The sequence below is a fragment of the Streptomyces sp. NPDC048644 genome, assembly GCF_043199105.1.
Lineage (GTDB): Bacteria > Actinomycetota > Actinomycetes > Streptomycetales > Streptomycetaceae > Streptomyces.
Genome location: NZ_JBICVO010000013.1, coordinates 110,408 through 134,031 on the forward strand (window position 1 = coordinate 110,408; position 23,624 = coordinate 134,031).

The following is a 23,624-nucleotide window of genomic DNA, read 5'->3' on the forward strand; positions in this document are numbered from 1 at the left end:
GCAGCACGCGACGAGTGCCGCCCCTCTTGGACGACGCAAGCGACCGTATCCACGCCCATCCGGCCCAACCAGCTGACAAACGCGAGTTCGCACCAACTGATGAACCGTCGGCAAGACGATGACGAACGCGATCGACCCGAGCGCTCCCACACATCAAGCCGCCCGTGACCCGGAGCCGGAATGCACCCTCGGCAACGCATGCGGTTCTGGTATGCCGCGGTGACAGGTGAGGCAGACGCCGGTCCAGACCGCGAGGAGTAAGTGCAGTTCGCGGGCGACCTGGTAGAGGCCCAGGCCGATGCCACCCAGGTTCACACGGACGCCGGCGGCCTTTCTCGGCTGACCGCGTCGCGCAGCAGCTTCGCGGCCACCGTCGCCCCGTCGGTACGGATCGTGCCGGCCACGTCCCTCGCTCGTGCGCGGGTCTCAGCGGTCAGGGCCGTCTTGAGCGCGGCCGACAAGGACTCGAAGGTCAGGGTCTGACCGTCGTGCGCCGCGCCGATGCCCAGCCCGGCCACCCGGCCGGCCCAGTACGGCTGGTCCGCCATCTGCGGTACCACCACCTGAGGCGCGCCGGCCCTGGCGGCCGTCGTCGTCGTGCCCGCACCGCCGTGGTGCACGACGGCGGCCACCCGGCCGAACAGTGCCTGCTGGTTCACCTCGCCGACGACGAAGCAGTCGTCCCCTTCATCGGTCGGGGCCAGGCCGGCCCAGCCGCGGGAGACAAGTACGCGGCGGCCCTGCGCGCGGATTGCCTCGATGGCTGCCCGGGTGACGTCCTGCGAGTCGCGGATGGGCATACTGCCGAAGCCCACGTACACCGGTGGTGTGCCGGCGTCCAGGAACGCCTCCAGAGCGGCCGGGAGCGGGCGATCGTCCGGCCGGATCCACGCGCCGGTCTGCACCACGTCAAGGTCCGCCGGCTGGAGCCACGGGCCCAGGGCCGGGTCCGCCGCCAGCCATGGGCGGTCGGTGAAGATGTGGTCGCGGACGTTGTCCACCGGGGGCAGGCCGATCGACGCCCGGTGGGTGTTGACGGCGTCGCCGAACAGCGCGTTCATATTCTCCGTGTTCAGGTCCCACAGCACCCGGTTGTCCGTCACGTCCGGCGGGAGCGGCCGGCCCGGCCACGCGAGCGGCGGGTGGTGCGGCGACGGCAGGTAGGCCGGGAAGTAGGCCACGAACACGTAAGGGATGCCCAGCTTCTCGGCCACCGACCGCGCGGCAGCCGCGGCCGGGATCAAGCCGGTCGCCACCACTGCATCACATCCATCGGCCACCGCAGCGACCTGTTCATACGTCGCGGCGACCATCTGGGCCGCGCGCTGGGACAGGCCCGCCGCCGGCAGCGGCGCCTTCGTCCCGGTCACCGCCCTGGTTGCCATCTCGCGCACCGACCGGCCGAGCGGCACCAGCGGGAGGCCGAAACCGTCCAGCAGCTCCGTGAAGTCCGGCGGTGCGCACACCTGCACCTCCGCGCCGAGCGCTCGCAGACTCACCGCGAGTCCCACCATCGGTTCGACGTCCCCGCGCGACCCGTACGCCAACAACAACACACGCATTTCGCCACTCCCGTGCCCTCGTGTTCTGGCTTCGGCCGGTGATTCTGCGGCACGACCCGGGTCTTGCCACAAGCCCCCCGGCGCGCTATATGTTGATCATGGAAGGGGAAGGTGTGAGCACTCCACCTTTCCCTTCGCCGTCCACTGTGGACGGACCAAGTCCCTTGTGAACTCCCCTCGCGATGCGTCTCGTCATGAGTCGCACAATGGAACTCTCCTTTAGGTGTTGCCCGTTGACGGGGGCTCGGTGAAGGCGCCGGCGGCTGCGGCGAGTGCGGCGGTTCTGGCTGCGTGGCCGGGCAGTTGCGGGTCGGGTGGGGTGCGGAGGAGCACCAGCCGGTGGTACAGGGGCGCGGTGGCGGCGATGAGCAGTCGCTGAGCGTCGGTGTGCGGCGGGAGTTCGCCGCGCCGGACCGCCCGGCTGACGACGATCTCGCAGCGGGCGTACCGGTCCTCCCAGAGCCGCTGTTGGGCGTGGGCGGCTTTCTCGGAGCGGAACGAGGCGGCGATCAGTGCTGTCACGATCGGTGGCTGTGCAGTCAGGGCTGCTTGGATCTCCTGGTTCAGTGCTGCCAGGTCGCCTTCCAGCGAGCCGGTGTCAGGTGGCTGCCAGTCGTCGTCGCTCGCCGCGTCGAGGACGTCGGCGAGCAGTCCGCCGACGTCCCCCCAGCGCCGGTACACCGTGGTGCGGTGCACGCCGGCGCGGGCGGCGACGGTGTCCGTGGTGAGCCCGTCATAGCCGTGTTCGCCGAGCTCCGCGAGGACTGCGTCGAGTACCTGCCGGCGAATGCGGGCGGTGCGGCCCCCGGGCCGGCGTCGGGTCGGGGGCCTGGTGCCTTCTGGTCCTGGGTCGGTGGGAGTCGTCACTGGTAATCCGTTGCTGAGGGGGACAGGGTCATGGCAGTATCTTAAAGCAGCAGCTGTCGCACTAGTGGAGATCGATGCTCTTCCGAAGCGTTCGCCCGGCCGTGCGGCCCTTGACGGCCGCCTCGTTCTCGAATGCTTGGGAGTCCCCGATGGCCACACAGATCACTGCGCTCGCAAGAGCCGCGGCCCGGGGAACCGGGGGAGGCCGTGCCGGCCGCCTTCGCCCGTGGACCGGCAGGGGAGGCCGCCGGATACATTGAACGGCTCCTGTCCCTGGGCCTGTTCGACCGCGGCCGGCTCACGGTGCCGGTCGGTCGGCTGGCCACCGGGCAGCTGCGGCGTCCCGCCTTGGCGCGATTGCTCAGCGAGCCGTCGGACATCCTGTTGCCCGACGAACCCACCAACCATCTGCCGCCCCTCGTCGAGGAGTTGGAAGCCGCTCCGACCGGGTACGAGGGCGCCCTTGTCATCGTCGCCATGATCGTCGGCTGCCTCGGAGCCGACGGCCGCCCACCTGCCCCCATGCGGGCGATGGCGACGTTCACCACCAAGTGCTGAGGTTCTCCGGACCCGCAGACATCCCTTCAGGAAGGAAGCAATCCGTGATGCCGCCTGTTCCCGCCGACCCGACCGCGGTGCATCCGATGCCCGAGCAGCCGCGAGTGGTGCTGCTGAAGCCGCTGATCACCTCGCCGCTGATCGAGGCCGGAGAGTTCTCCTACTACGACGACCCCGATGACCCGACCGCGTTCGAGACCCGCAACGTGCTGTATCACTACGGGCCGGAAAAGCTGGTCATCGGGAAGTTCTGCGCGCTGGGCGAGGGCGTGCGGTTCATCATGAACGGCGCCAACCACCGTATGGACGGCCCCTCGACGTTCCCTTTCCCCATCATGGGCGGTTCCTGGTCCGAGCACTTCGACCTCATCACCGGCCTGGCCGGAAGGGGCGACACCGTGGTGGGGAACGACGTCTGGTTCGGATACCGGGCCATGGTGATGCCCGGCGTCCGCATCGGCCACGGAGCGATCATCGCCTCGGGCGCCGTAGTCGTCGACGACGTCCCCGACTACGGCATCGTCGGCGGCAACCCCGCCCGTCTCATCCGCCGCCGCTACAGCGACGCCGACATCAACCGCCTCCTCGCACTTGCCTGGTGGGACTGGCCGCTCCAGCACCTCACCGAACACCTCCGCACGATCATGTCCGGCAGCATCGACGACCTGGAGAACGCGGCGCCCGGTCACACACCGCCTCGCAGCGCGACGACCCGTTGAACGGTCCCGGCACCGGACGCCCGGCTCTGCGGAGACCGGCCTGCGACCTGCGGAGATCTTCGCGCCCGTCGGCTCCCGCAGCCGGCCCGTCCGCGGCCCCGTCTTCGGGAGACGCTACGCGCGGTGCGGCCGAGCGGCTGCACCGCCATGCCGCCGCACTCCGGTGGTCGCTCTCCGTGCGGTGACCGCTCCCGTATCGGCGATCCATCCCCATCCAGCACCGAGAATCGAGCTGTCAGCATGCCTGCTCCGTCCTGCCACACCCCGTTCACCGACTGGCTTCGCGCCCATGCCGTCCCGCTCACCCATCTCGACCGTGAGGCGCCGCTCGACGACCTGGAGCCGCTGCGCGCCGTCATCGGCGACGCCCGCGTCGTCGCGATCGGCGAAAGTTCCCACTTCATCAACGAGTTCGCAGTCATGCGCGAGCGCGTCCTGCGGTTCCTGGCCGAACGCTGCGGTTTCACCGTCCTGGCCTTCGAATACGGCTTCAGTGAAGGCTTCCCCCTCGACGCCTGGGCCCAGGGAGAGGGAGCGGACGACGAGTTGTCGGCCCACCTCGCCGCAACGATCCCCGTAGGAGTCGATGAACCGCTGCGCTGGATGCGCCGGCACAACCGCACAGCCGCACCACCGGTGCGCTTCGCGGGCATCGACATCCCCGCGGCCGGTGGGTCCTTGCTTCCCGCCCTGGCCCCGATCGCCGACTATCTGCGCCACATCGACCCCGAAACCCTGCCGGCGGTCCAGGAGGCGATGCGGATCGCCGCAACGTTCGCCGGTGGCTCAGGCGCCGTCGCCGCGCCCGCCTGGGCACGCCTGGCCACCGCCGAACAGGACGCCCTCAGCGCGACGTTGACGCGTCTGCTCATCCGGTTCCGTTCGTTGGAACCGCTGTACGTCTCCCGCGGCGACCAGCACAGCTACGACATCGCCGTGCGCCGCCTCGAAGGCGCCTGCCACGCCGACTACACCTTCCGCGCCATGGCCGAACTCTTCGCCGGGAAGGGACTGGCCGCCGACACATCGGCCCGCGACGTCTACATGGCCGAGTCGGTCCTGTGGCACCTGGAGCGCTACGAACCCGGAACCCGCGTCGTGCTGGCAGCTCACAACGCCCACATCCAGAAAACCCCGATCTCCTTCAACGGCCACCTCACGGGACTCCCCATGGGACAGCACCTGCACCGCGCGCTCGGCGATGAGTACTTCGCCCTCGGCCTGACGAGCACCACCGGACACACCGCAGACATGCCCAGAGACGAGAACACATGCTTCGGATTCACCATCGACGCCACCGCGCTGGAGCCGGCCGAGCCGGGAAGCATCGAGGCTGCCTTCGCCGATGCCGAACTCGGGCTCAGCATTGCCGATTTCCATCAGGCGCGCCCGCAGGCCCAGGAGAACGCCGGCCTTGCCCAGGGCCCCGACCGCATCCGGATCCAGAGCGCCTACCTGCACACCCCCGTCATCGAGGCGTTCGACGCCATCCTCAACACCCCGACCTCCACGGTGGCCGACGACCTCGAAAACCTGTGAGACAGGTCAAGGGCGGGGGAGATGAGGCCGAGAAGGCGCACCCGGCTCCGGCGTCGGACCTACCTCGCACGGGAGCGGCGCAACGCAGCCCTTCGAGGAGCGGTGAGGTGTCTCCGGGGGCCGGTGTCCGCCTGCCGGTCTGCCGGCTGGTCAGTGTGAGGGGGTGAGGGCCGGATTGTGCCAGATGTCGATCACGACCTGATGGGGCTTCGGACGCGTTGCCGACGCGCCGCCGGCGGCGTAGTTCTGGTCGACCTGCGCTGCCTCGGCCGCGTCCGGTTTGGTGTTCTTGCACGATGGGCCGGGGCCGTGGCCGGACATGATCTCCGAGCACGGGCCGTCGTAGTCGTCGGGCAGCCCGAGGATGTGCCCGGTCTCGTGCGTCGCGACCCGGGTCAGGTCGTAGCCCTCGTTCACCGCTTCCTGGCCCAGCTGCACCTCACCGCTACCGCCCGGGAACACCGGCCCCACCGTCGACTGGGGCCAGCCGTCGGTCGCCTGGTAAACGTAGTCGGCCGATCCGGGCGAGCTGGCCGGCTGCAGGTGCACGTTGTGCACCGCGTCGTTCCAGTTCTGCGCTGCCTGTTTGATCGCGTCCGCCCACTGCCCTGCTTGACTGGCGTCGTAGGTCAGGGTGACCACTGCTGTGGTCGCCTTCGGCGCGGACTGCGCGGAAACACTTCCGGCCGTAGTACCCAGCATGGCCGGTATCAGGGCCGCCACGGCGGCTATTCGCTTGATCATGAGACTCGTGCGCCTCCTTGAGCATCAGTTGCCCCGCAAGCGATAAGGCCACCACGCAGGCAACGACTTCTACAAGTCAGCAATCGGCCGCTCTCACACCGTCAACTCCTGGGGATATCACCCTGGTTCGGCCGCTCCCTCGCCCCGCGATACGCCCGCCCGCCGGCGGCTTCCCCGAGGTGGGAGGTGATGACGACGCGGACGCTGTTGCGGGTCCGCTCATTGAACCTCTGCTGTCAGGAAGGTCCTGGCTCGTCAGGCCCCGTTCTTCACTCTGCTCCCAACTGCCCTAACTGCTCCAGCTGTCCCAACTACCTTGCGATCGGTCTGTCCACGGGGGCTCGGAACCACCGGCACCCACGGCGTTGCGGGGTGGAACGAGCGAGAATCAGTGACCGTCCAATGCCTGAGCGGAGAGGGCGGTCGCGATGCGATCCTCTTCCTGCGGTTCGGCCGGCTGTTCAGGGAGCCGACGCTCTCGCTGCCGCCGCTGGGCATCTTCAACACCCGCTCCGGCGCCCTGCCCGCCCATCCCGGGCTGTCCGCGTACGCGCACACGCTGCTCGCCGGCGAGCCGGACCTGACGTGCACCCTCCACGTGGTGGATGCCGGCATCGAGAGTGGCCCGGTGATCGCGAGCCGGACGCTCACCTTCGACCGGGACCGGCCCATCCTGTGGCACCTGCCGATGCTGTACAAGCTGGGGCCGAGATGTGCCTGGAGACGCTTGCGGACCTGGCGGCGGGCCGTCGGCCGACCGCCAGGCCGCAAGATTCAGCGGGGCGTCGCTATCGCAAGGAACTGACCCCGACGAAGCCCTCACCCTCGAACACCGCGGCTTCCGCTTCGTGGACCTGCGTGACATCGACGAACTGACCGCCCGTGTCGCAGGTCCGGCTCCTGCCCCGGCACGCTGATGAGCCGGCCGTTGCGCCGGGCCGCGGAAGCCCGGCAAGCGCACCGGGGCCCGAGCAGGCCAGAACCCGGCCGGACCCGCGGAGTTGGGCATCCGATTCCCTCGCCACGACGTGGTGGCCGGTGGCCCGCTGGACGGCCTGCTGCTCGACATCACCAGCTGGACACAGGACGAGATCGACACCGGCGCCGCCCTGTGCAGCGCCGCACCCCCGCGCATCGTCGTCGAGCACCCTCCGCTGCGGCAACTGCTTGAACCGCCCGCTGTGGCCGCGGTCAAACGATGACCATGCACGAAGACGGCACTCCCGGCCGCAGAGCCGTCAACCTGTGCTCCAGGAATGCCAAGCAGTGTCAAAGAATGGGTAGTTGGGGCCTGCGGGCTCTTGACGGCGGCTTTGGTCTAGTCCATTTTTTGTCGGTGAACGGTCATGCTCTTCTCTCTTCCTCCCCCTCGGAAGGACCGGACATTTGATGAGGAAGCCGACCCGTATAGCCCTGGCAACGGCAGCCGCCGGCGCCCTGTCCGTCGTCGGAATCACCGCCGCCGGCGCGAGTACCGCGTACCCGCAGGTGATCCGCCCGGCCGCCCGCTTCGACGCGGCGGGACAGTTCGCTCCGTACGTGGACATGAGCAACTCCGCCGCAGGCATGCTCGACACAGCCATCACCGACCATGGTGTGAAGACCTACACCGCCGCTTTCACCATCGGCGCCGGTTGCAACAACATCTGGGGCGACACGCTCCCTGTCGGCGATGACCCCTACACCGATCCGAAGATCGCCAAGGCCAAGGCCGAGGGCGCCGACGTGATCATCTCCTCCGGCGGAGCAAGTGGTGAGCCGCTGGCCTTCACCTGTACCGACCAGAGCAAGATCGACGCGGGCTACCAGAAGGAGATCACCGCCTACGGCGCCAAATCCCTGGACTTCGACATCGAGGGCGCGGCCGTCGCTGACACCGCGGGCGTGGCCCGGCAGATGACCGCGATCAAGGACCTGAAGGCGAAGAACTCCGGGCTGACCGCATCGGTGACGCTGCCGGTGCTGCCCACCGGCCTGACCGCCGACGGCGTCAACGTACTGAAGGCCGCCAAGACCGCCGGCGTGACGCTGGACAACGTCAACATCATGACGATGGACTACGGGCAGGGCACCGGCACCGACATGGGCGCGGCGGCAATCAGCGCGAGCAAGGCCACCCTGGCGCAGATGCAGTCCGTGGACCCCAGCTACACCTACGCCAACCTCGGCATTACCCCGATGATCGGCGTGAACGACGACGGCTCCACCTTCAGCCTGGCCGACGCCGCCTCGGTGGCGAGCTGGGCAGCGAGCAACGGGGTCGGCCGGATGTCCCACTGGTCCGTCAGCCGCGACCAGGCGTGCAACTCGGCTGCGAAGGCGGCGGCCAAGGGCGGCATGGACGCCGCGCGGACCATCAAGGCGGCGGCCTCGCCGGTGTGCAGCGGCGTCTCGCAGTCGCCGTTCGCCTTCACTGACGCGCTCAGCAAGGGCTGACGCCCCGGGTCACCCAGGGCCGTGCGCCTGATTTCCCAGGTCAGTTGGTGTCTGTGGCCGTGCGGCAGGTGAAGTCCTGTCGCACGGCTGCTCGCCGGGCCCGGTGTGACGGCGTATGACACGGCTCCGCGGCCCGCCCCGAAGGCGGAGGGCGCGCCATCCCGCCGGGTGTGGGAGCTGTGCCATGACATCGCCCGGGACAAGTCCCCTGCGCGGCTGGAAGATCCGGTCGCGCAGATCCGCTGGGGTAGCGGAGGCCGTCATCGTGCCCCGGTGAAGGACGGACTGATCGTCGCCGTGTTCCGGCGCTACGAGTCCCGTGCCGGCCGGCTGCCGGCAATGAGGTCCTGGTGCGCGGCGGGCCGGGCCGCCGGTTGTGGTTGTCGCTGCGGAAGTCCCCTCACATCTGGGCTCGTTGGCGCCTGGGGTCAGCCAACGGCGGTGTTGTAGTTGGCGATTCCCTCCACCATGAGAGCGGTCGCCCCGGCCAGTGGGTTGTCCGCTCCTTTGCTCACCACGTCGGGCAACCGGTGTGCCTCTTCCTCGGTGGCTGTCACGATGCCCCAGAATGCGTTGAAGCCCGCAGGATCTGACGGCTTTTCGACGGCCGACCTGACTGTCATTACGCCGTTCTCCTCGACCACGGCCAGCGCGCCCACCTGCTGCAGCGTGTCGGGATCCCGCTCCTCGGCAGCCACTACGCTCCAGCCCGTTGCCCCTCTTCGTCGCAATGCGGCGAGCAGACTGCCGGTACTGTCCGCGCCGGTAATGACGATGTCAGGCAGGACGAGGGCCACCGGCCCTTGCGTCATCGGCAAGGCGGACCGGATCGCGCCGTCGAGGCCCGATTCAAACGAATCATTTTGGTAGACAAAGACCATTTGAAAGATTTGAGCGTAGCGCGCGAGATAACTCACCGTGTCGAGCTTGTGTGCCCTGAACACCACGACCAGGCGCACGTTGAGCCCGCTTTTGGCGAGTTCGACAACGGCTTCCAGGCTGCGGTCGAGCACAGTGACCCCAGGAGCCAGAGAGTGCAGTTCCTTCGAGTAGGGCGCGCTGAAGCGGGTTCCGAATCCGGCGCAGGGCAAGACGATCGAAACATCAGGGACGGGCACGGACGATCTGGGCATCGAGTGGCTCTCCGGTTGTGCGGACGATCGGAACCCTGCGCGCCTCGCCGGCTACGGGCGGCCCAAGACCGACGCTGCAAGGCCGACGCTGCAACGTTGGCCGGAAAGCGCGCGGGGCGCTCACCGTAATCACCGAGGACGGCTCCACGCGAGACCGGAGCGTTGATCGACGAGATTGTCCGCGAGGAGGCCCGGCGGACGTTCGCCGCTGCCTCGGGGGAAGAAGTCGGCATATACGGAGCAGAGTTGGACCTTAGGGGGACGGGGCCGGGCCGCCACCGAGCGCGTCCCGGCGGTCCTGTCGTCGGCCACGTCCAACTCCGGGCCGACGGCGTTCATCCGCGCACGCGCTTGGGCCAGGGCCAGGCCGAAGACCGAGGGCAAGGCGTGCGTGGGCCCCAGGCACCTTGGCGTTCGGGGACAACCTCTGCGCCGAGCACACCGCGACGTACACTGCTGCCCGCGTATCTGCCACGGCAGGTGTATCGCCGCCGATGGGGGGACCGTTCGAAGGCTGAGCCGGCACGGACCGGGACCGGACTCATGGGACGACAGAACGAAAGAGGGCGCGGAATGCGGGTGCTGTTGTCGACATACGGGACGCGTGGCGATGTCGAACCGCTGGTGGCACTCGCGGTGCGGCTACGGGATCTCGGCGCGGAGGTACGGATGTGCGCCCCGCCGGACGAGGAGTTCGTGGAGCGGCTGGCGGGTATCGGCGTGCAACTGGTGCCGGTCGGGCCACCGGTGCGGGAGTTGATGCGCGGGGCGACTCTGCCGTCGGCGGCGGATCTGGCCCGGTACCGGACCGAGTTGGTTGACGCACAGTTCGACATCTTCCCCGTGGCGGTCGACGGATGTGACGCGCTGGTGGCGGCCGGTCTGGCACAGATAGCCGCCCGGTCCGTGGCCGAGGCCGCGGGCATCCGCTACGTATACGCGAGCTATGCGGCGGTCCACCTGCCGTCGCCGCACCACGCGCCGCCGCCACGGCCGGGCTGGCCGGAGCCGGAGATGAACGACAACCGGACGCTGTGGGAGCTGGACGCCCACCACGTGAACGCGCAATTCGGCGAGACGCTCAACGGCCACCGGGCATCGCTCGGCCTGCCACCGGTGGACAACGTCCGCGACCACGTCTTCACCGATCAGCCGTGGCTGGCGGCGGACCCGGCCCTGGCACCGTGGCGGGAGACGCCGGGCCTCGACGTGATCCAGACGGGTGCGTGGAGCCTGGCGGACGAACGCCCGCTCCCGGCCGACTTGGTGACGTTCCTGGAGGCGGGCGCGCCGCCGGTCTACGTGGGCTTCGGCAGCATGAGCACGTCGCAGGACATCGCCCGCGGGGCCATCGAGGCGCTGCGCGCACAGGGCCACCGCGCACTCGTCTCCCGCGGCTGGGCGGACCTGGGCCTGATCGACGACCGGGACGACTGCTTCGCCATCGGCGAGGTCAACCAACAACGTCTGTTCGGCAAGGTGGCCGCCGTGGTGCACCACGGCGGCGCGGGCACGACGGTGACGGCCGCACGGGCGGGCGTGCCGCAAGTGGTGCTACCTGCCCAGATGTCGGACAACCCGTACTGGGCCGGCCGGGTGGCGGACCTGGACATCGGTGCGGCACTCGACGGTCCGGCTCCGACCGTCGAGTCCCTGAGCATCGCGTTCAGGACGGCCCTGGCGCCCGAAACCCGGGAACGGGCAAAAGCCCTGGGCACCAAGATTCACACCGATGGAGCGGCGGTGGCCGCGAACCTGCTGCTCGACGGCCTCGGTTGAGCGACGCCGGCCCGGCCGGACCTCGAAGACGTCACTCCCCGAGCAGCAGCTGAGAGCCTGCTTCCGACGGTTCTACGTGAGGTCGAAGGGGGCGGGAGGGCGGCCCTGCCAGATCTGGCGGGAGGTTTGCCCGGTGTACGGCAGGGTCTTCGATTCGGCGGCCAGGACGCGGCTGAGCTGCCGGCCGGGGTGGTAGGCGGCCCATCCGGGGGAGCCGCTGGTGACGAACCGGACCCATGCCTGCTGGAGTTCCCGCGACACCACTACGGCCTCGGGAGCGGGCTGGTCGCCGAAGAGCTGCTTGCCGGTGGAGCTGTCCATCGTGCCGAACGCCAAGGGGACGTCGAGGCTGTGGCAGGCGCCCATGATCCCTCCGAGCACCGGGGAGGCGAGATGCAACTCGAAGAGGAACGAGCTGCCGCCGGCTGCGGCGTTCGCCTCAGCCAGCAGCAGTGACGGCATCCGGAAAGTGCTGTCGGAGTACACCGTCTCCAGCAGTTCTTCCGGGGTGGCCCGCGGGTGGGCGGCACGATAGGCGTCCGGACCGTCCGGTGCCGGGGCGAACAGGTCCAGGGCGGTGCGGGTGTCCTGTTCGGTGAACGTGCCACGCCGTCCGGTCATGACGCTGAACAGCCGGAATTCATCGCGGGTATGGCCGACGAGGAGGTCGATTCCGCTCGCACGGCCACTGGTCAGCGCGGTCCAGGGTGTTTCGGAGAGGACCTCGCCGTCGACCACGGGGCAGACGGCGATACCGAGCTGGGCGAGCCGTCCCCAGCGCTGCCGGTAGTGAGGGAGGTCGACGCACAGGGAGGTGACCTCTTCAGCCAGGCGCTGGGGGGCGACATCGGAGAGGGCCGCGACGGTGGGGGCCGTGCCGAGCCGGTCCGCGAGCACGGTGGCGACCTGCGCTGCCAGGGCGCGGGTGCAGTGGAAGCCCGGCACCGAGTGCGTGATGGCCCGTCGGAACAGCCCGCGCACCGGCTTCATCGTCAGCAAGGCGGCGATCGACCCCGCCCCGGCGGACTGCCCGGCCACGGTGACCAGATCGGGGTCTCCTCCGAAGAAGGCGATGTTCCGCCGCACCCAGTGCAACGCCGCGATCTGGTCAAGGAAGCCGCGGTTGGGCGGAGCGCCTTCGAAGAGGGCGAAACCCTCCGCGCCCACCCGGTAGTTGACGCTCACCACGACGAGCCCCGCCCCGGCCAGTGCCGTCGGGTCGTACATCGGGTCGCTCGATGCCGCCGCCATGTAGCCGCCGCCGGGGATCCACACCAGCACCGGCAGCCCCGCCGCGCCCGGATCCGGAGTGCAGACGTTGAGCGTCAGCCAATCCGTGCCCTCCGCCGGACTCGCGTGAACCGGCACGGACTGCGGCGCCACGGGCCCGAACTCCACCGTCTGCCGTGTCCCCTCCCAGCGCCGAGGCCGGGCGGGCGCGGCGAAGCGGAGCGCACCTACTGGTGGCTGGGCGTAGGGAATGCCGCGGAACACCGCGTGCCCCCGCCGCCGGAGCCCCTCAACCACACCCTCCGCAGTACGCACCCGTGGCTGTTCAGACATGCCACTTCCTTCCCCTCAGCAGGCATCGGCAGACTATTCGGCGGCAGCCGGGTCTCCGGTCGCCGCCACCTTCACAGAACAGCAACCGCTGTTCCTGCCCCTCCCCTCCGCAGAGCTGCCCCCACCAGGATCAGCCACGCACTCGGCTGTGCCCCGGAGCCCGCCGGACAGGCGATGAACTGGACGGCCGACCGGATCGTCCTGCCCGCAGCCTCTCGCGGGCCGAGCACATCAACTAGGAGCACAACACCTGCACTTGATAACGCCGTCGGCCGCGAAGCTCTCCACCGGCCGTCCGCTGGTGAAGAGCCGAGCAGGAAGCGGCGTGTTGGGCTACTGGTTTCGCTGACCGACGGCCTGCCCTGCGCCGTGCACTCAACCGGCTCGCGCTGACCGGCACGCGGAAGCGAACACCCTAGCGGCCCCCCGATGCAGGTCCGTCGGTCACGGCGCGGAAACACGCCATCGCGCGAGTGCTCGCACCGTCACGGAAGCACCGACGGCAGTGATCCGGCCGCTCCTCGTGACCTGGCCTGGCCGAACCGCCATCGCCTGCGACGTTTCTGCAGCCCCCACCGCCTGCCGGCGTCGAAAGCAGGTACGAGACGAACGGACGGCTCTCCCCTGACGCGGCAGCCGATACCCACGGTAGGCATGGCCGTGGCGACTGCTGTGGCGGATAAGTGCCCCATGGCCGGATCACGGAGCTGCGGCCCGTCCGCCGCCCTCCCTAACCTCCGAGATCTGCCGCCGCCGGGCCGGGCAGGGACGGTCCCAGCGCCCCTCCTCCCACCGGCGGCGGCTGCACATCCACGAGGCCAGGAGCATCCCCTTTGACCGTTTTCCACTTCGACCTTCGCCACGCCCAGGCCGCCGGCGGCTTACAGGCGGACGTGCACGGATCGGCGTACGCCCTACGCCCGCACACCGAGGAGACCCTGACCACGGCGCGACGGGAGCACGCCGTACTCGCGGCGCTGCGGACGGCAGCGACGGATCAACAGGCGGCGCCGGCCGCCGTGTTCACGCACTACGCCGAGGTCGACGACGCGGACCTCGACACCGGTGCCGTGCGGTGGATCCGGGTCCTGCGGCCGGCACCGGCGGGTGTGCACCTGCCCGAGGTGGTCATGATCGCGCAGTACCTCGCGCCGCGGCAGGTGCGTGCCGCCCTGCTCGCCCGCCGGGACCGCGACGGCCGGGAGATCGCGCGCAGCGGCAAGCTGGCCCGGCTCGGCGTCGGCGACTGCGCGGGCGATGCCGCGCTCGAACTGCGCGTCCAGGCCGAGACGCTGGTCACGGACCACGACACGGCCGTCAGCCTCATCGCCCACCACCCCGAACTGGCGAACACCGAGCCGTACACGGCGCAGGTGCTGCGGGACGACCACATCGATCCTCCCGAGGAGATCGACCCCGACCAGTTCAACGCGATGTCCGAACTCGCGGGCACCATCCGCGACCTGGGCCAGGACTGGTCGCGCCGGGTACCCTGCCGGAGCGCCGCAGGCACCCCGCTGTCCGCCGGGTACTCGGTGGACGGCATCCGGGCCGGCGACCAGCTGTACACCTACGACCTGCACGACCAGGTCCTGGACAAGAGCCGTCCGGTGATCGCGGGGGCGCGGCGCACGTCTTCCGACGACGAGCTGCTGCGGGGAAAGACCTGGCGCAGCCGCCCCGGCACGTCCGTGCTCGTCTCCGACGGGCAGCCGGCCGCCGGCACCTTCGCGCCCCGGACTCCCGCCTACCGCTGGACCGTCGACGAGCCCACTTCCCACCACGGCGTGAACGTGGGCACCCCCGGCGTGGACGGCAGCGGCACCTTCAGCATCGACGCGTCCAACTCCTATCTGCGCACCCTCTACCTGGGGTACGAGCTCTTCGACGAGTCGGGGACATCGCTCGGCCCGGTCGCCAAGTGGGGCTCGGTCTCGGCGGTGGACACCATCATCGGCATCCCCGTGCCCCCGGATCCGGCGAAGGTGTCGTTCGCGCTGGGGAAGGCCGCCTCGGTGAAGCTGTACTTCGGCAGCCTGGGCACCTCGGACTGGAACGGGGCCGTCAGCACCGAGGGTGCCCTGCTCACGGCGCTGTGGGAGTACGGCGTTCCACTGGTCTGCCTGGCCGCCGGCAAGGCGTTGACCAGCACCAAGCTCTTCAACCGCATCGTCAACGACCGTGACCTCGTCGCCGCCGCACTCGGCGTCGGCATCCCGCTCGCCGGGGGAACGGTCGCCGTGGGCACCGCGCTCACCCGGTCCTCCAAGTTCCTTACCGCTGCGGCCGACTTCATCCTCGGCATCGTGGTGCAAAAGGGACTGGAGAAGCTGGGCGAGTGGCTGGTCGAGCAGGTCGGCGAGGGCGCGCTGGCGAACGCTTTCGGGCCGGTCGGCTGGGCGCTGAAGCTGGTGGCCGCCGGCATGGACTTCGAACAGATCGCCATCACGACGGGCGAGGTGCTGTCGTCCCCTGCCTGCGTCACCGTCAAGGCCAGCCGGTCGCTGGACGTGTCCCTCACCCTGCACCCCGATCCGCGGCACGGCGAGGCCGGCCACCCCGAGACGGCCGTGTGGCCGGCGGTGGCGACCCGGTACGCCGTGACGCTGCAGTACCGGGGCGGCGCCAGCAGGCAGCTCACCGGCGAGCTGCCGCAGGTGACCAGCAGTGATCCGCTCAAGCTCCGGTTCGCGGACGTGCCGGCGGGCGGCGACCTGCGGATCGTCGCCGGTGTCTACAGCGCCAACGGCTGGCTGGCCGGATCCTGGCAGAGCGACTGGACCGCCTCGAAGCCCACCGCGGACGACGTGCTCGACCTCGGCGACCACCCGATCACCGAGAACCTGGTACCGCTCGCGCCCGACACCCAGTACGTCTACAAGGAGCAACTCGCGCTGCCCGGCGGCAAGCCGGTCTGGCGGGCCGATGGCACTCCGCCGCGCGCCACCAAGGCCGGCCTCGACTGCCAGGGGGCGTCCGGCCTGTGCGACATCGCCGACGTGACGCTCAACAACAGCGCCTTCCAGGCGGGTTACGCCTGGCGCGCCTCGGGACAGGAACTGCACCCGGACCGCCCGGACGCTCCGGTCTCCGACGAACAGCTGTGGGCGGTGCAGAACATCTCCGTACTGGCCGACCCCGACTCGCGGCGGAAGACCACCGCGGTGGGTTTCACCGCCCGTCCTGCCATCGCGTACGCGCCGTCCCCCAATGCCGGGGCCATCGACGAGACGAACTTCGTTCTGGACCCGCGCGACGGCGGCATGCATCTGCGCCAGGTGCAACTCGACGACGGAGTGCGGGACTTCGGATTCGACCAGAAGGATCTCCCGAGCTGGGGCCGATTCCCTCTGGAGAACGTGGACGCGCTGGCCGTCCATCCCAGCAACGCCTTGGTCGCCTGCTCCTGGCAGCATCACAAGCTGATGCTGCTGTCCCTCCCGGCACAGCCGTCCACCGACGACAAGGCCCCCGAGGCGCTGCTCGTCTCCGGGCAAGGCATCCGCGAGGGGCTGCTCAAGGGCCCCAAGGCACTCGCCGTCGCACCGGACGGCCGCATCCTGGTGCTGGAGTCACTGAACAACCGGATCCAGGCGTTCGACACCAAGGGCAACCCGGTGCCGTCCTTCACCACCGGGGCAGCCGTGTGCCGGGTTCCCACGGCACAACTCGCCGACGGTCTCGACGCCGGCCGCGTTCCCGAGGCACTGCACACGGCATTGCAGGAGGCGAACGCCACCCTGCTCTTCCCCCTCGACCCGGGTTTCGCCGGACAGTTGGACTCGGCCCGGTTCCAGCCCGAGAAGGACCCGCTGATCGACACGCTCGCCGCGAACGGCGTCGTGCCGGCCTACGACCCGGACCACATGACCGACCCTGCGAAGAGTACGCAGATCACGGTGGTCGAGGCCGGGCACTCCTGGCTCCTCTCGGACCCGCGCGGCATGGCCTGGCAGGTGCGCAGCGGTGCGCACGGGCTCGGTGTCCATCACCGTCCGACCGCCACCACGATCCGCGTCCAACGCGCAGGCGCACAGTGGCTCGTGCTGGACGATGACCGCGGCAACGCCTGGAAGCTCGTCCCGGACCCGGCCGACGCGACCCGGACGGAGGTGTACGCGTGCACCTCATCCTTCCCCTTGCGGGGCGACGGCGTGACCGCCGGCGACTCCGTCACCTTCCTCGACATGGCTGTCGAGTCCCAGGGGTACCTCTACGTGCTGTCCTACTCCGGAGCCGGCTCCCGGCCGGAGGATTACCTGCTGGACGTCTACGGTCCCGACGGACGATTCCTCGTGCGCACGCCCGACACCACCGTCACCAAGACCCCTCAGAACATCGTCGCAGCGAAGATCGCCGTGGATGTCTGGCGGAATCTGTACGCCCTGGGCTACGCGCCGCTTGCCGAGACCCGCAACGGCCCGTCCTTCGCCCACTGGACCCCCACACCGCCGCTCTTCACGCTCCCGCTCACCGCACAGCCGCACTACGACAGCCAGAACATCTCGGCCGTCAGGGCGGACTTCGCCGGGCACGACATCACGCTCACCAACGCCGCCGCCGTCACCGTGACCGTCCCCGGCGGTGCATGGCAGGTCCAGGACGGCGCCACGATCTACCACCTCTACCGCAGTGGCGACGGCCTGCAGGTCTACACCATCCCCGCCTGACGAGATACGGAGTACCGCAGATGCAGACACTCACCGTGGCCATCGGCCCGAAGGGCATCGACTTCTTCACCCGGCATTATGTGACGGACGTGCTGGCGAACGACCTCAAGGGAATGAAGTTCCCGGACCACGATGTCCCGGATATCGCGGACTTCACGATCGAGGACACCGGCAGCACCATCATCACCTGCGAAAAGCTGGACGTGAATCTGACCGACGGCAAGCTGCAGGGCTTCGAGCCCGTGTACAAGGACGTCAAGCAGCAGTCGGACGGGACGTTCACCCTCACCTACGACGCCAATAATTTCTCGGTCCCCTACACCTGGAAGGAAACGTGGACCAAGGACACGTTCACCCCCAGGACTGGGCACGACCACAAACCGGAGGGCCCGGACTCCTTCGACTACAAGCCCAGCATCGGCAAGCTCGATACGACCGTGACCGTGAGCTTCTCCTATGACTCAGGGCACAATTCCTACGACATCAAGTACCAGAGTTCGTCCGCGACCCCATCGGACACCTCCGGCCCGCCGCCGGGCGACAGCGTCATTCAGCACGAGCAGGATTTCTGGCACAGCGAACATCTCAACACGGACGCCGTGAAGGCCATCGGCACCGTCGATTTCGGGAAGCCGGTCGAAAACGCGATCAACCCGATGATCGCGTCCATCCCCGCCAGTGGAAAGCTCACCGAGGACATCACCTTCGGCTTCGCCGTCGGCGACTCCAAACTCGCCTTCCCCGGCGACAACGGCATCACCGTCGGCGTCACCGGCGAAGTGACCTACCAGGGAACCGCGTACCCCGGCCCGCGGCCCGCGGCCCTGCCGGTGCCGACGCCGCCCGCGGACGACCACCACCTGGAGGTCTACGTCTCCGACTACACGGTGAGCGCACTGCACTGGGCCTACTGGAAGGCGGGGAAGCTCGACGCCACGCTCACGCCGAAGGACGTACCGGACCCCGACAGCCTGAAGGTGGACACCTACCTCACGCTGGTGCCGGCCTTCAAGCCGTACAAGGGCTGCAGTATGACCGCCCGAATCACCCCGCTGGCACTGCCGAACCAGGAAATCCCGCAGAACTACACCTTCGCCCAGGTCTACGAATTCACCGCGGAAACCGAGAATCTCCTCAAGGATCAGCTGCCGTCCGACGTGTACACCAAGGTGGTCAAACACCTGGACGGCAATGCCTACACAGCGGAAAGCGACCTCACAGCGGATCTGAGCGATTGCAAGATTCCCGACCAGTACTTCGCGGCCATCAAAAAGGCCACCGACATCATGGGCATGGTCGTCACCCAGAACCTCGAATTCACCCTCACCATCGAGGACGACGACGAAAAGCCGAAGATCGTCTTCGATCTGCTCCGCACCGACATCCTCCGGGATCTCAAGCTCGGCGCCTCCGGAAATGCCCAGACGATGCAGTACGGCTTCCACAAGGTGAAGTTCCTGGCCACGCTCAAGTCATCCGACGTCCCGCACTTCGACAAGTTGGACTTCGGCGGCATGGTGTGGCCGATCGTCGGTGAGCCGCACTACGACCAGGTCCTGGAGGACCTCGGCAAGACCGGCGTCGCGCTGCCGATCGTGCAGGACTTCACGTTCCTGTTCGAGCAGGCGGAGTTGAGCATCCAGGAGCACTACGTGTCCGTCCTGGCCAACGTGCAGTACAAGAACGCGTAGGGAGCACGCCATGACAGGACCTGGACAGTTCGCGGGCAAGCTGCTCTTCGCCTCCACCGGAGGATCCGACACCGTTTACCTGACCACGTTCGAGGTCCGTGGCAGCGGTGGGAAGAAGATCCCGATGCCCGGCATGGCAGCGACGGACGTCACGCCGGACGAGCGGGTGACCCTCTATCAGGGGGCCGACGGCGGAACGCGGATCCAGCTCGCGAGCCGGCTGTGGATCCGGCTGGCCCCGGACACCGGCTGGCTGGCGCTCACCGAGGACGCCGCCGCAGCCGACGCCTTCGAACTGTCAGGTCCTGCCACCGGCACGACGTGGAAGATCCGAACCCCCGGCGGCCCCAAAGCGATCACCTACAGCACGGACAAGCTCGCCCCGCTCCTCACCACGACCGACGACGCCCCGGGCGTCTTCGCACCGCAGACCGTGACCCCGGGCCTGGAAGAGATCCGCCGCACGAAATCCGCCACCGGAGCCGATCTGCGGCAGCTGATCCTGGCCGGCGCCGACCTCGCCGGCATCAACCTCGGCACAGCGGACCTCACTTCCAGCGATCTGACCGGCGCCGATCTCTCGTCCGCCACCCTGAGCCACGCCACCCTCACCGGCACCACCCTGACCGGCACCCGCTGCGACAACACGCTCCTGGACGACGCCGACCTGACCGGTGCCCGGCTCGAAGCGGTGTCATGGACCACGCTGCGCAGCGCCTCCCGCATCGTGCTCGCGCAGAGTCACGCCCGCGGCGCGACCCTCGGCACCGGGCCTGGCAGTCAGCACCTCCTCGACTGCACCGGCGCCAACCTCTCCGGCGCCGACCTCCGTGCGGCGACCCTGTCCTCCTGCGACCTGTCCCGCGCCCAGCTCTCGGGAACGCTCCTCGCAGCTGCCCGGCTCACCGGATCCGTCCTCGACAATGCCGTCCTGAGCGGAGTCGTCGCCGTCGGCGCCGACCTGCGCAAGGCCACCCTGTGCAACGTCAACGGCCCGGGAGCGAACCTCGCGCATGCCGACCTGTCGGGTGCGGACCTGTCCAACGCCCAACTCGGCGGCAAGGCATACCTGTTCACCCTGGACTCGGTCACCCCGCAACAGCTCGACGCCGCCAAGTACGCCCCCGACGACGTGGTCACCGCCTTCGCCAAGCACGGCATCACCCTCTCTCCGGAGGACGAGGTGGTATCCGTACTCAAGGGCACCCGCTGGCGCATCGAGCGCTACACGCTGCAGACCCACGCCGGCGGCTCCGGCATCGACGTCTTCACCGACCAGGTACGGCCTGCCGTGCTGCGCGGCGCGGTCTGCGAGGGCACCCGGGCCACCGCGGCCAACCTCGCCGGAGCCGATTTGCGCGGCATCCAGTGGTACGGCACCGGCGCCACGGCCGACCACGTCGACTTCGACGGGGCCGTACTCGCGGGCGGCTACCTCCAGGGCATCCGGCTGACCCAGTCGTACCTCTCCGGTACGGACCTCAGCGACTGCGTCCTGATCCAGGCCCAGCTGTCCGGCTGCCATGCCACACCGGGAGACGACCAGCGGCCCTTCTCCCTCGCCGGGGCCCTGCTGCACGGGGCCGACTTCGGCGACACCACGCTGCGCTCGGCCCTGCTCGTCGACGCCGCAGTGGCGACGAGCCGCGGTGTCCCGCTCTTCACGCTCCCCACCACCGCCCGGCCATCCCTGGAATCCGGGGATCTCCATGCCCTGGCCGACGCGTTCACCGGGGCCGGTCAGCCGCTCGGCGACGGCGCCAAGATCCAGAGCGTCCAAGCCCGCCTCCTGGACAACTCCAAGGACCCCAACACCGCCGCGCCCCGCACCTACCGCGTCACGCTCCTCCGCACCGAACTGCGCGTCTTCGACGACAGCACCGCGCACTTCCTCTTCAAACTGCCCGCCGCCGACGTCCAGTACCTCAACGCCCCCACCGCCGGCCCCGAGCTCATCGCGGCCTTCAAGGGGCAGAACTACACCCTGGCCGCCGACGCCCCCATCAGCGCCGAGAACTACTGGGAGATCAGCGCAGGCACCGTGCCCGTCCACCCCCGCGCCGCCGCCTACCCGACCATGCGCGTCTTCACCGAGACCACGGGCCTGCCCGTCTACGGCTGCGTCCTGGTCCGGCTGAGGGACCGACCCCACCAGCCGGACGTGGCCTTCGCCGCAACGACAGCCCTGGACACGGCACTCGACGCCAACTCCATCGGCCCCAGCGGCTACCCCCGCTCCCAGGTGACAGCCGGCCTCCTCACCTGGGAGGAATTCCTCACCCCACCGGCCTGACCTATCCGCCTGAGGGCGTGGCGTGCGGGGTGTTGGCAACGCCGCTTGCCGCACCGGACGAGTCGCATGAACTCGGTTCGCTCGGAGGGGAGTTCGGTCATCGCGTCGAGGCCGTGGTCTATCCGGACGCCGACGGCGTGCCCCCGTAGCGGTCGGCGGAACGTTGCATGTGAACTCTGCAGTGCAACGCATCGTGCACTTGCTTCCCATTCGGCGCTGCTTTCTCTGGAACCTCACGTTCCAGGCTCCGATGGGATTTCCGGTCGCGGACGCTTTCTCCCCGTCCTCTTGTTTCCGTGAGTGGCGGTGTGTATTAGAGGGTGTCTCACGTGGCAAGTTTCGCGAGCTTCTTGTAGCAGGTCAGGGCGGCGGCCAGGCCCTGGCTCTGTCAGTCGTTGCGGACCACGTACGGGATCTTGAGACCACGAGCAGCCCATGGCAGGCTCATGCCGCATGATCGATGAATTCGCGAAAGACAACCTGCACGGGAGACTGCGGCGGGACCGCGAGGCGCTGCTCTGGAAACTCGACGGCTTGTCCGAATACGACGCCCGCCGGCCTTTGACAGTGACCGGTACCAACCTCCTCGGCCTGGTCAAACACGTGGCCACCGTCGAGGCCAGGTACTTCGGCGAGGTCTTCGACCGCCCTTCCCCGGAACCGCTGCCTCGGTGGCAGGACGCCAACGGCAGCGATCTGTGGGCGACCGAGGACGAGACCCGCGATCAGATCATCGGGTTCTACCGGCGCACGTGGGAACACTCGGACGCGACGATCAACGAGCTTCCCCTCGACGCCCCCGGCCACGTGCCGTGGTGGCCGGAGCCTTATCCCAACACGAACCTGTTCGCCATCATGGTCCATGTCCTCGGCGAATCCATCCGGCATACCGGGCACGCCGATATCCTGCGCGAGGGCCTCGACGGCCGGACCGGGGTGCGCGCCGAACACGAGCAGCAGATCGACGGGGAAGCCCGTGCAGCCCACTGCGCGAAGATCGAGCAGGCCGCCAGGTCGGCCGCACCAATCAAGGCTTAGAGGGCGTCTCACGTGACGTGATGTCCGTGCGGCATGCCGCCGGTCGTGGGCGCTGACCTATCGAAGCGTCTGGTTCCTGGTGAACTCCGGGAGCTGGCCGCCCCGTTGCTGCCGTCGTTCGCTGCTCGTGGCAAGAAAGGCAGCAAGCTGCACGTGCTGTCCCATGCCCAGGCATCCCGCTCGCCGTCGCCGTATCCGGCGCGAACATGCACGACAGCCGCGCCCTCAAACCGCTTATCCGCGGCATACCCGCCGTCCGGTCCCGCCGGGGACCACAGCGGCGCCGACCCGTCGAACTCCACGCGGACAAGGCGTACTTCTCCGCCGAACATCGGGCCCGGCTGCGCGAGCGCGGGCTCGTCGCGCCCAACGCGCGGCCCGGCATCGAGTCCGGCGAACGCCTCGGTCGGCACCGCTGGAAGATCGAACGGTCGATCGCCTGGCTCCTCGGCCACCTCCGTCTCACCGTCCGATACGAACGAAAGGGCTCACCCTTCCTGGCCTTCCTCGGCCTGGCCGCCACCCTGACCTGCTACAACTCCGGCCCCCGACCGGATTGCCAGGCTCGGGATGTGCCCGTGCCGGAGCCCAGCTCCGATGGCCCTCGCCCCCTGAGAGAGGCTCTGCTGGACGTTGGGGTCGACGCCGACCTCGCCGCCATCGGCCACAGCACCCGCACTTCGACGACCGCACCCTTCCGTATCGGCCACGTCACCCACGCGGAGTTGTACCGCTGCCCGGATCCGGTGGCCGTGGTTTCTTACGGCTGACGTCCCAGCTCCCCAGCCACCATGGCCGCCCGGTCCCGATGCCTGACGGGGATACCGTCTCCGGGATGCGGACGATCACCCCACCCGGCGTTGGAGCATGATGCTCACACCCGCTGCGGAACGACGGCCATGGGGCGGGCTGTATGGGGGTGTCGGACGTGCACGCGCGGACCTGACCGGCCGCTACCCGGAGTGGCAATCGGGCGACCCCGCGGCCCGGCCGCTCCGGATCGGGGCGTGCGGTCGGCATGCTCACCTCTGG

At 69.1% G+C, this 23,624-nt stretch carries 16 protein-coding genes and 1 pseudogene; 12 read left to right on the forward strand and 5 right to left on the reverse strand.

Going from position 1 to position 23,624, the window contains the following annotated elements; all coding sequences use genetic code 11:
- Nucleotides 1-311: 311 nt before the first annotated feature.
- Nucleotides 312-1,562, reverse strand: coding sequence for a glycosyltransferase (locus ACGFNI_RS26485; RefSeq protein ID WP_393687151.1), 1,251 nt, complete (start codon nt 1,560-1,562; stop codon nt 312-314).
- A gap of 219 nt (nt 1,563-1,781) precedes the next feature.
- Nucleotides 1,782-2,429 (reverse strand): TetR/AcrR family transcriptional regulator, encoded by a 648-nt coding sequence (locus ACGFNI_RS26490; RefSeq protein WP_393687152.1) that lies wholly within the window; start codon nt 2,427-2,429, stop codon nt 1,782-1,784.
- Nucleotides 2,430-2,600: 171 nt separating this feature from the next.
- On the opposite strand from ACGFNI_RS26490, the pseudogene ACGFNI_RS26495 reads away from it, so the two are divergent.
- From ACGFNI_RS26495 to ACGFNI_RS26505, 3 genes and pseudogenes are all read left to right on the forward strand, one after another.
- Nucleotides 2,601-2,935: pseudogene (locus tag ACGFNI_RS26495) on the forward strand (ABC transporter ATP-binding protein); the annotation flags it as partial.
- Between the two features lie 99 nt (nt 2,936-3,034).
- Nucleotides 3,035-3,706, forward strand: a complete 672-nt coding sequence (locus tag ACGFNI_RS26500) for a CatB-related O-acetyltransferase (protein ID WP_393687241.1) — start codon at nt 3,035-3,037, stop codon at nt 3,704-3,706.
- Between the two features lie 240 nt (nt 3,707-3,946).
- Nucleotides 3,947-5,245 (forward strand): erythromycin esterase family protein, encoded by a 1,299-nt coding sequence (locus ACGFNI_RS26505; RefSeq protein ID WP_393687153.1) that lies wholly within the window; start codon nt 3,947-3,949, stop codon nt 5,243-5,245.
- A gap of 150 nt (nt 5,246-5,395) precedes the next feature.
- Here the strand turns inward: ACGFNI_RS26505 and ACGFNI_RS26510 are convergent, their stop codons facing one another.
- Nucleotides 5,396-5,989 (reverse strand): snapalysin family zinc-dependent metalloprotease, encoded by a 594-nt coding sequence (locus tag ACGFNI_RS26510; RefSeq protein ID WP_393687154.1) that lies wholly within the window; start codon nt 5,987-5,989, stop codon nt 5,396-5,398.
- Between the two features lie 391 nt (nt 5,990-6,380).
- Between ACGFNI_RS26510 and ACGFNI_RS26515 the strand changes: the two genes are divergently transcribed.
- From ACGFNI_RS26515 to ACGFNI_RS26525, 3 genes are all read left to right on the forward strand, one after another.
- Nucleotides 6,381-6,794 carry a formyltransferase family protein gene (locus tag ACGFNI_RS26515; RefSeq protein WP_393687155.1) on the forward strand — a complete coding sequence of 138 codons (414 nt, stop codon included), beginning with the start codon at nt 6,381-6,383 and terminating at the stop codon, nt 6,792-6,794.
- Nucleotides 6,795-6,990: 196 nt separating this feature from the next.
- Nucleotides 6,991-7,191 (forward strand): hypothetical protein, encoded by a 201-nt coding sequence (locus ACGFNI_RS26520; protein WP_393687156.1) that lies wholly within the window; start codon nt 6,991-6,993, stop codon nt 7,189-7,191.
- A 187-nt stretch (nt 7,192-7,378) separates the two neighbouring features.
- A complete protein-coding gene (locus tag ACGFNI_RS26525; protein ID WP_393687157.1) occupies nt 7,379-8,425 on the forward strand; it encodes a chitinase in 1,047 nt (348 codons plus the stop codon).
- A gap of 428 nt (nt 8,426-8,853) precedes the next feature.
- Here the strand turns inward: ACGFNI_RS26525 and ACGFNI_RS26530 are convergent, their stop codons facing one another.
- Nucleotides 8,854-9,438 (reverse strand): hypothetical protein, encoded by a 585-nt coding sequence (locus ACGFNI_RS26530; RefSeq protein ID WP_393687158.1) that lies wholly within the window; start codon nt 9,436-9,438, stop codon nt 8,854-8,856.
- A 693-nt stretch (nt 9,439-10,131) separates the two neighbouring features.
- Here ACGFNI_RS26530 and ACGFNI_RS26535 point away from each other — a divergent pair.
- Complete coding sequence (locus tag ACGFNI_RS26535; protein WP_393687159.1) at nt 10,132-11,337, forward strand: glycosyltransferase; 1,206 nt, start codon at nt 10,132-10,134, stop codon at nt 11,335-11,337.
- A gap of 72 nt (nt 11,338-11,409) precedes the next feature.
- On the opposite strand, the gene ACGFNI_RS26540 is transcribed toward ACGFNI_RS26535, so the two are convergent.
- Nucleotides 11,410-12,900: a carboxylesterase/lipase family protein gene (locus tag ACGFNI_RS26540; protein WP_393687160.1), complete on the reverse strand. Its 1,491-nt coding sequence runs from the start codon at nt 12,898-12,900 to the stop codon at nt 11,410-11,412.
- Nucleotides 12,901-13,733: 833 nt separating this feature from the next.
- Here ACGFNI_RS26540 and ACGFNI_RS26545 point away from each other — a divergent pair.
- From ACGFNI_RS26545 to ACGFNI_RS26565, 5 genes are all read left to right on the forward strand, one after another.
- Nucleotides 13,734-17,570 carry a hypothetical protein gene (locus ACGFNI_RS26545; protein WP_393687161.1) on the forward strand — a complete coding sequence of 1,279 codons (3,837 nt, stop codon included), beginning with the start codon at nt 13,734-13,736 and terminating at the stop codon, nt 17,568-17,570.
- Between the two features lie 20 nt (nt 17,571-17,590).
- On the forward strand, nt 17,591-19,261 hold the full coding sequence (locus tag ACGFNI_RS26550) for a hypothetical protein (protein WP_393687162.1): 1,671 nt from the start codon (nt 17,591-17,593) through the stop codon (nt 19,259-19,261).
- Between the two features lie 10 nt (nt 19,262-19,271).
- Entirely contained in the window at nt 19,272-21,554 is a 2,283-nt protein-coding gene (locus tag ACGFNI_RS26555; protein ID WP_393687163.1) for a pentapeptide repeat-containing protein, read from the forward strand.
- Nucleotides 21,555-22,007: 453 nt separating this feature from the next.
- Nucleotides 22,008-22,592 carry a DinB family protein gene (locus ACGFNI_RS26560; RefSeq protein ID WP_393687164.1) on the forward strand — a complete coding sequence of 195 codons (585 nt, stop codon included), beginning with the start codon at nt 22,008-22,010 and terminating at the stop codon, nt 22,590-22,592.
- A gap of 173 nt (nt 22,593-22,765) precedes the next feature.
- Complete coding sequence (locus tag ACGFNI_RS26565) at nt 22,766-23,362, forward strand: transposase (RefSeq protein WP_393687242.1); 597 nt, start codon at nt 22,766-22,768, stop codon at nt 23,360-23,362.
- Nucleotides 23,363-23,624 lie beyond the last annotated feature (262 nt).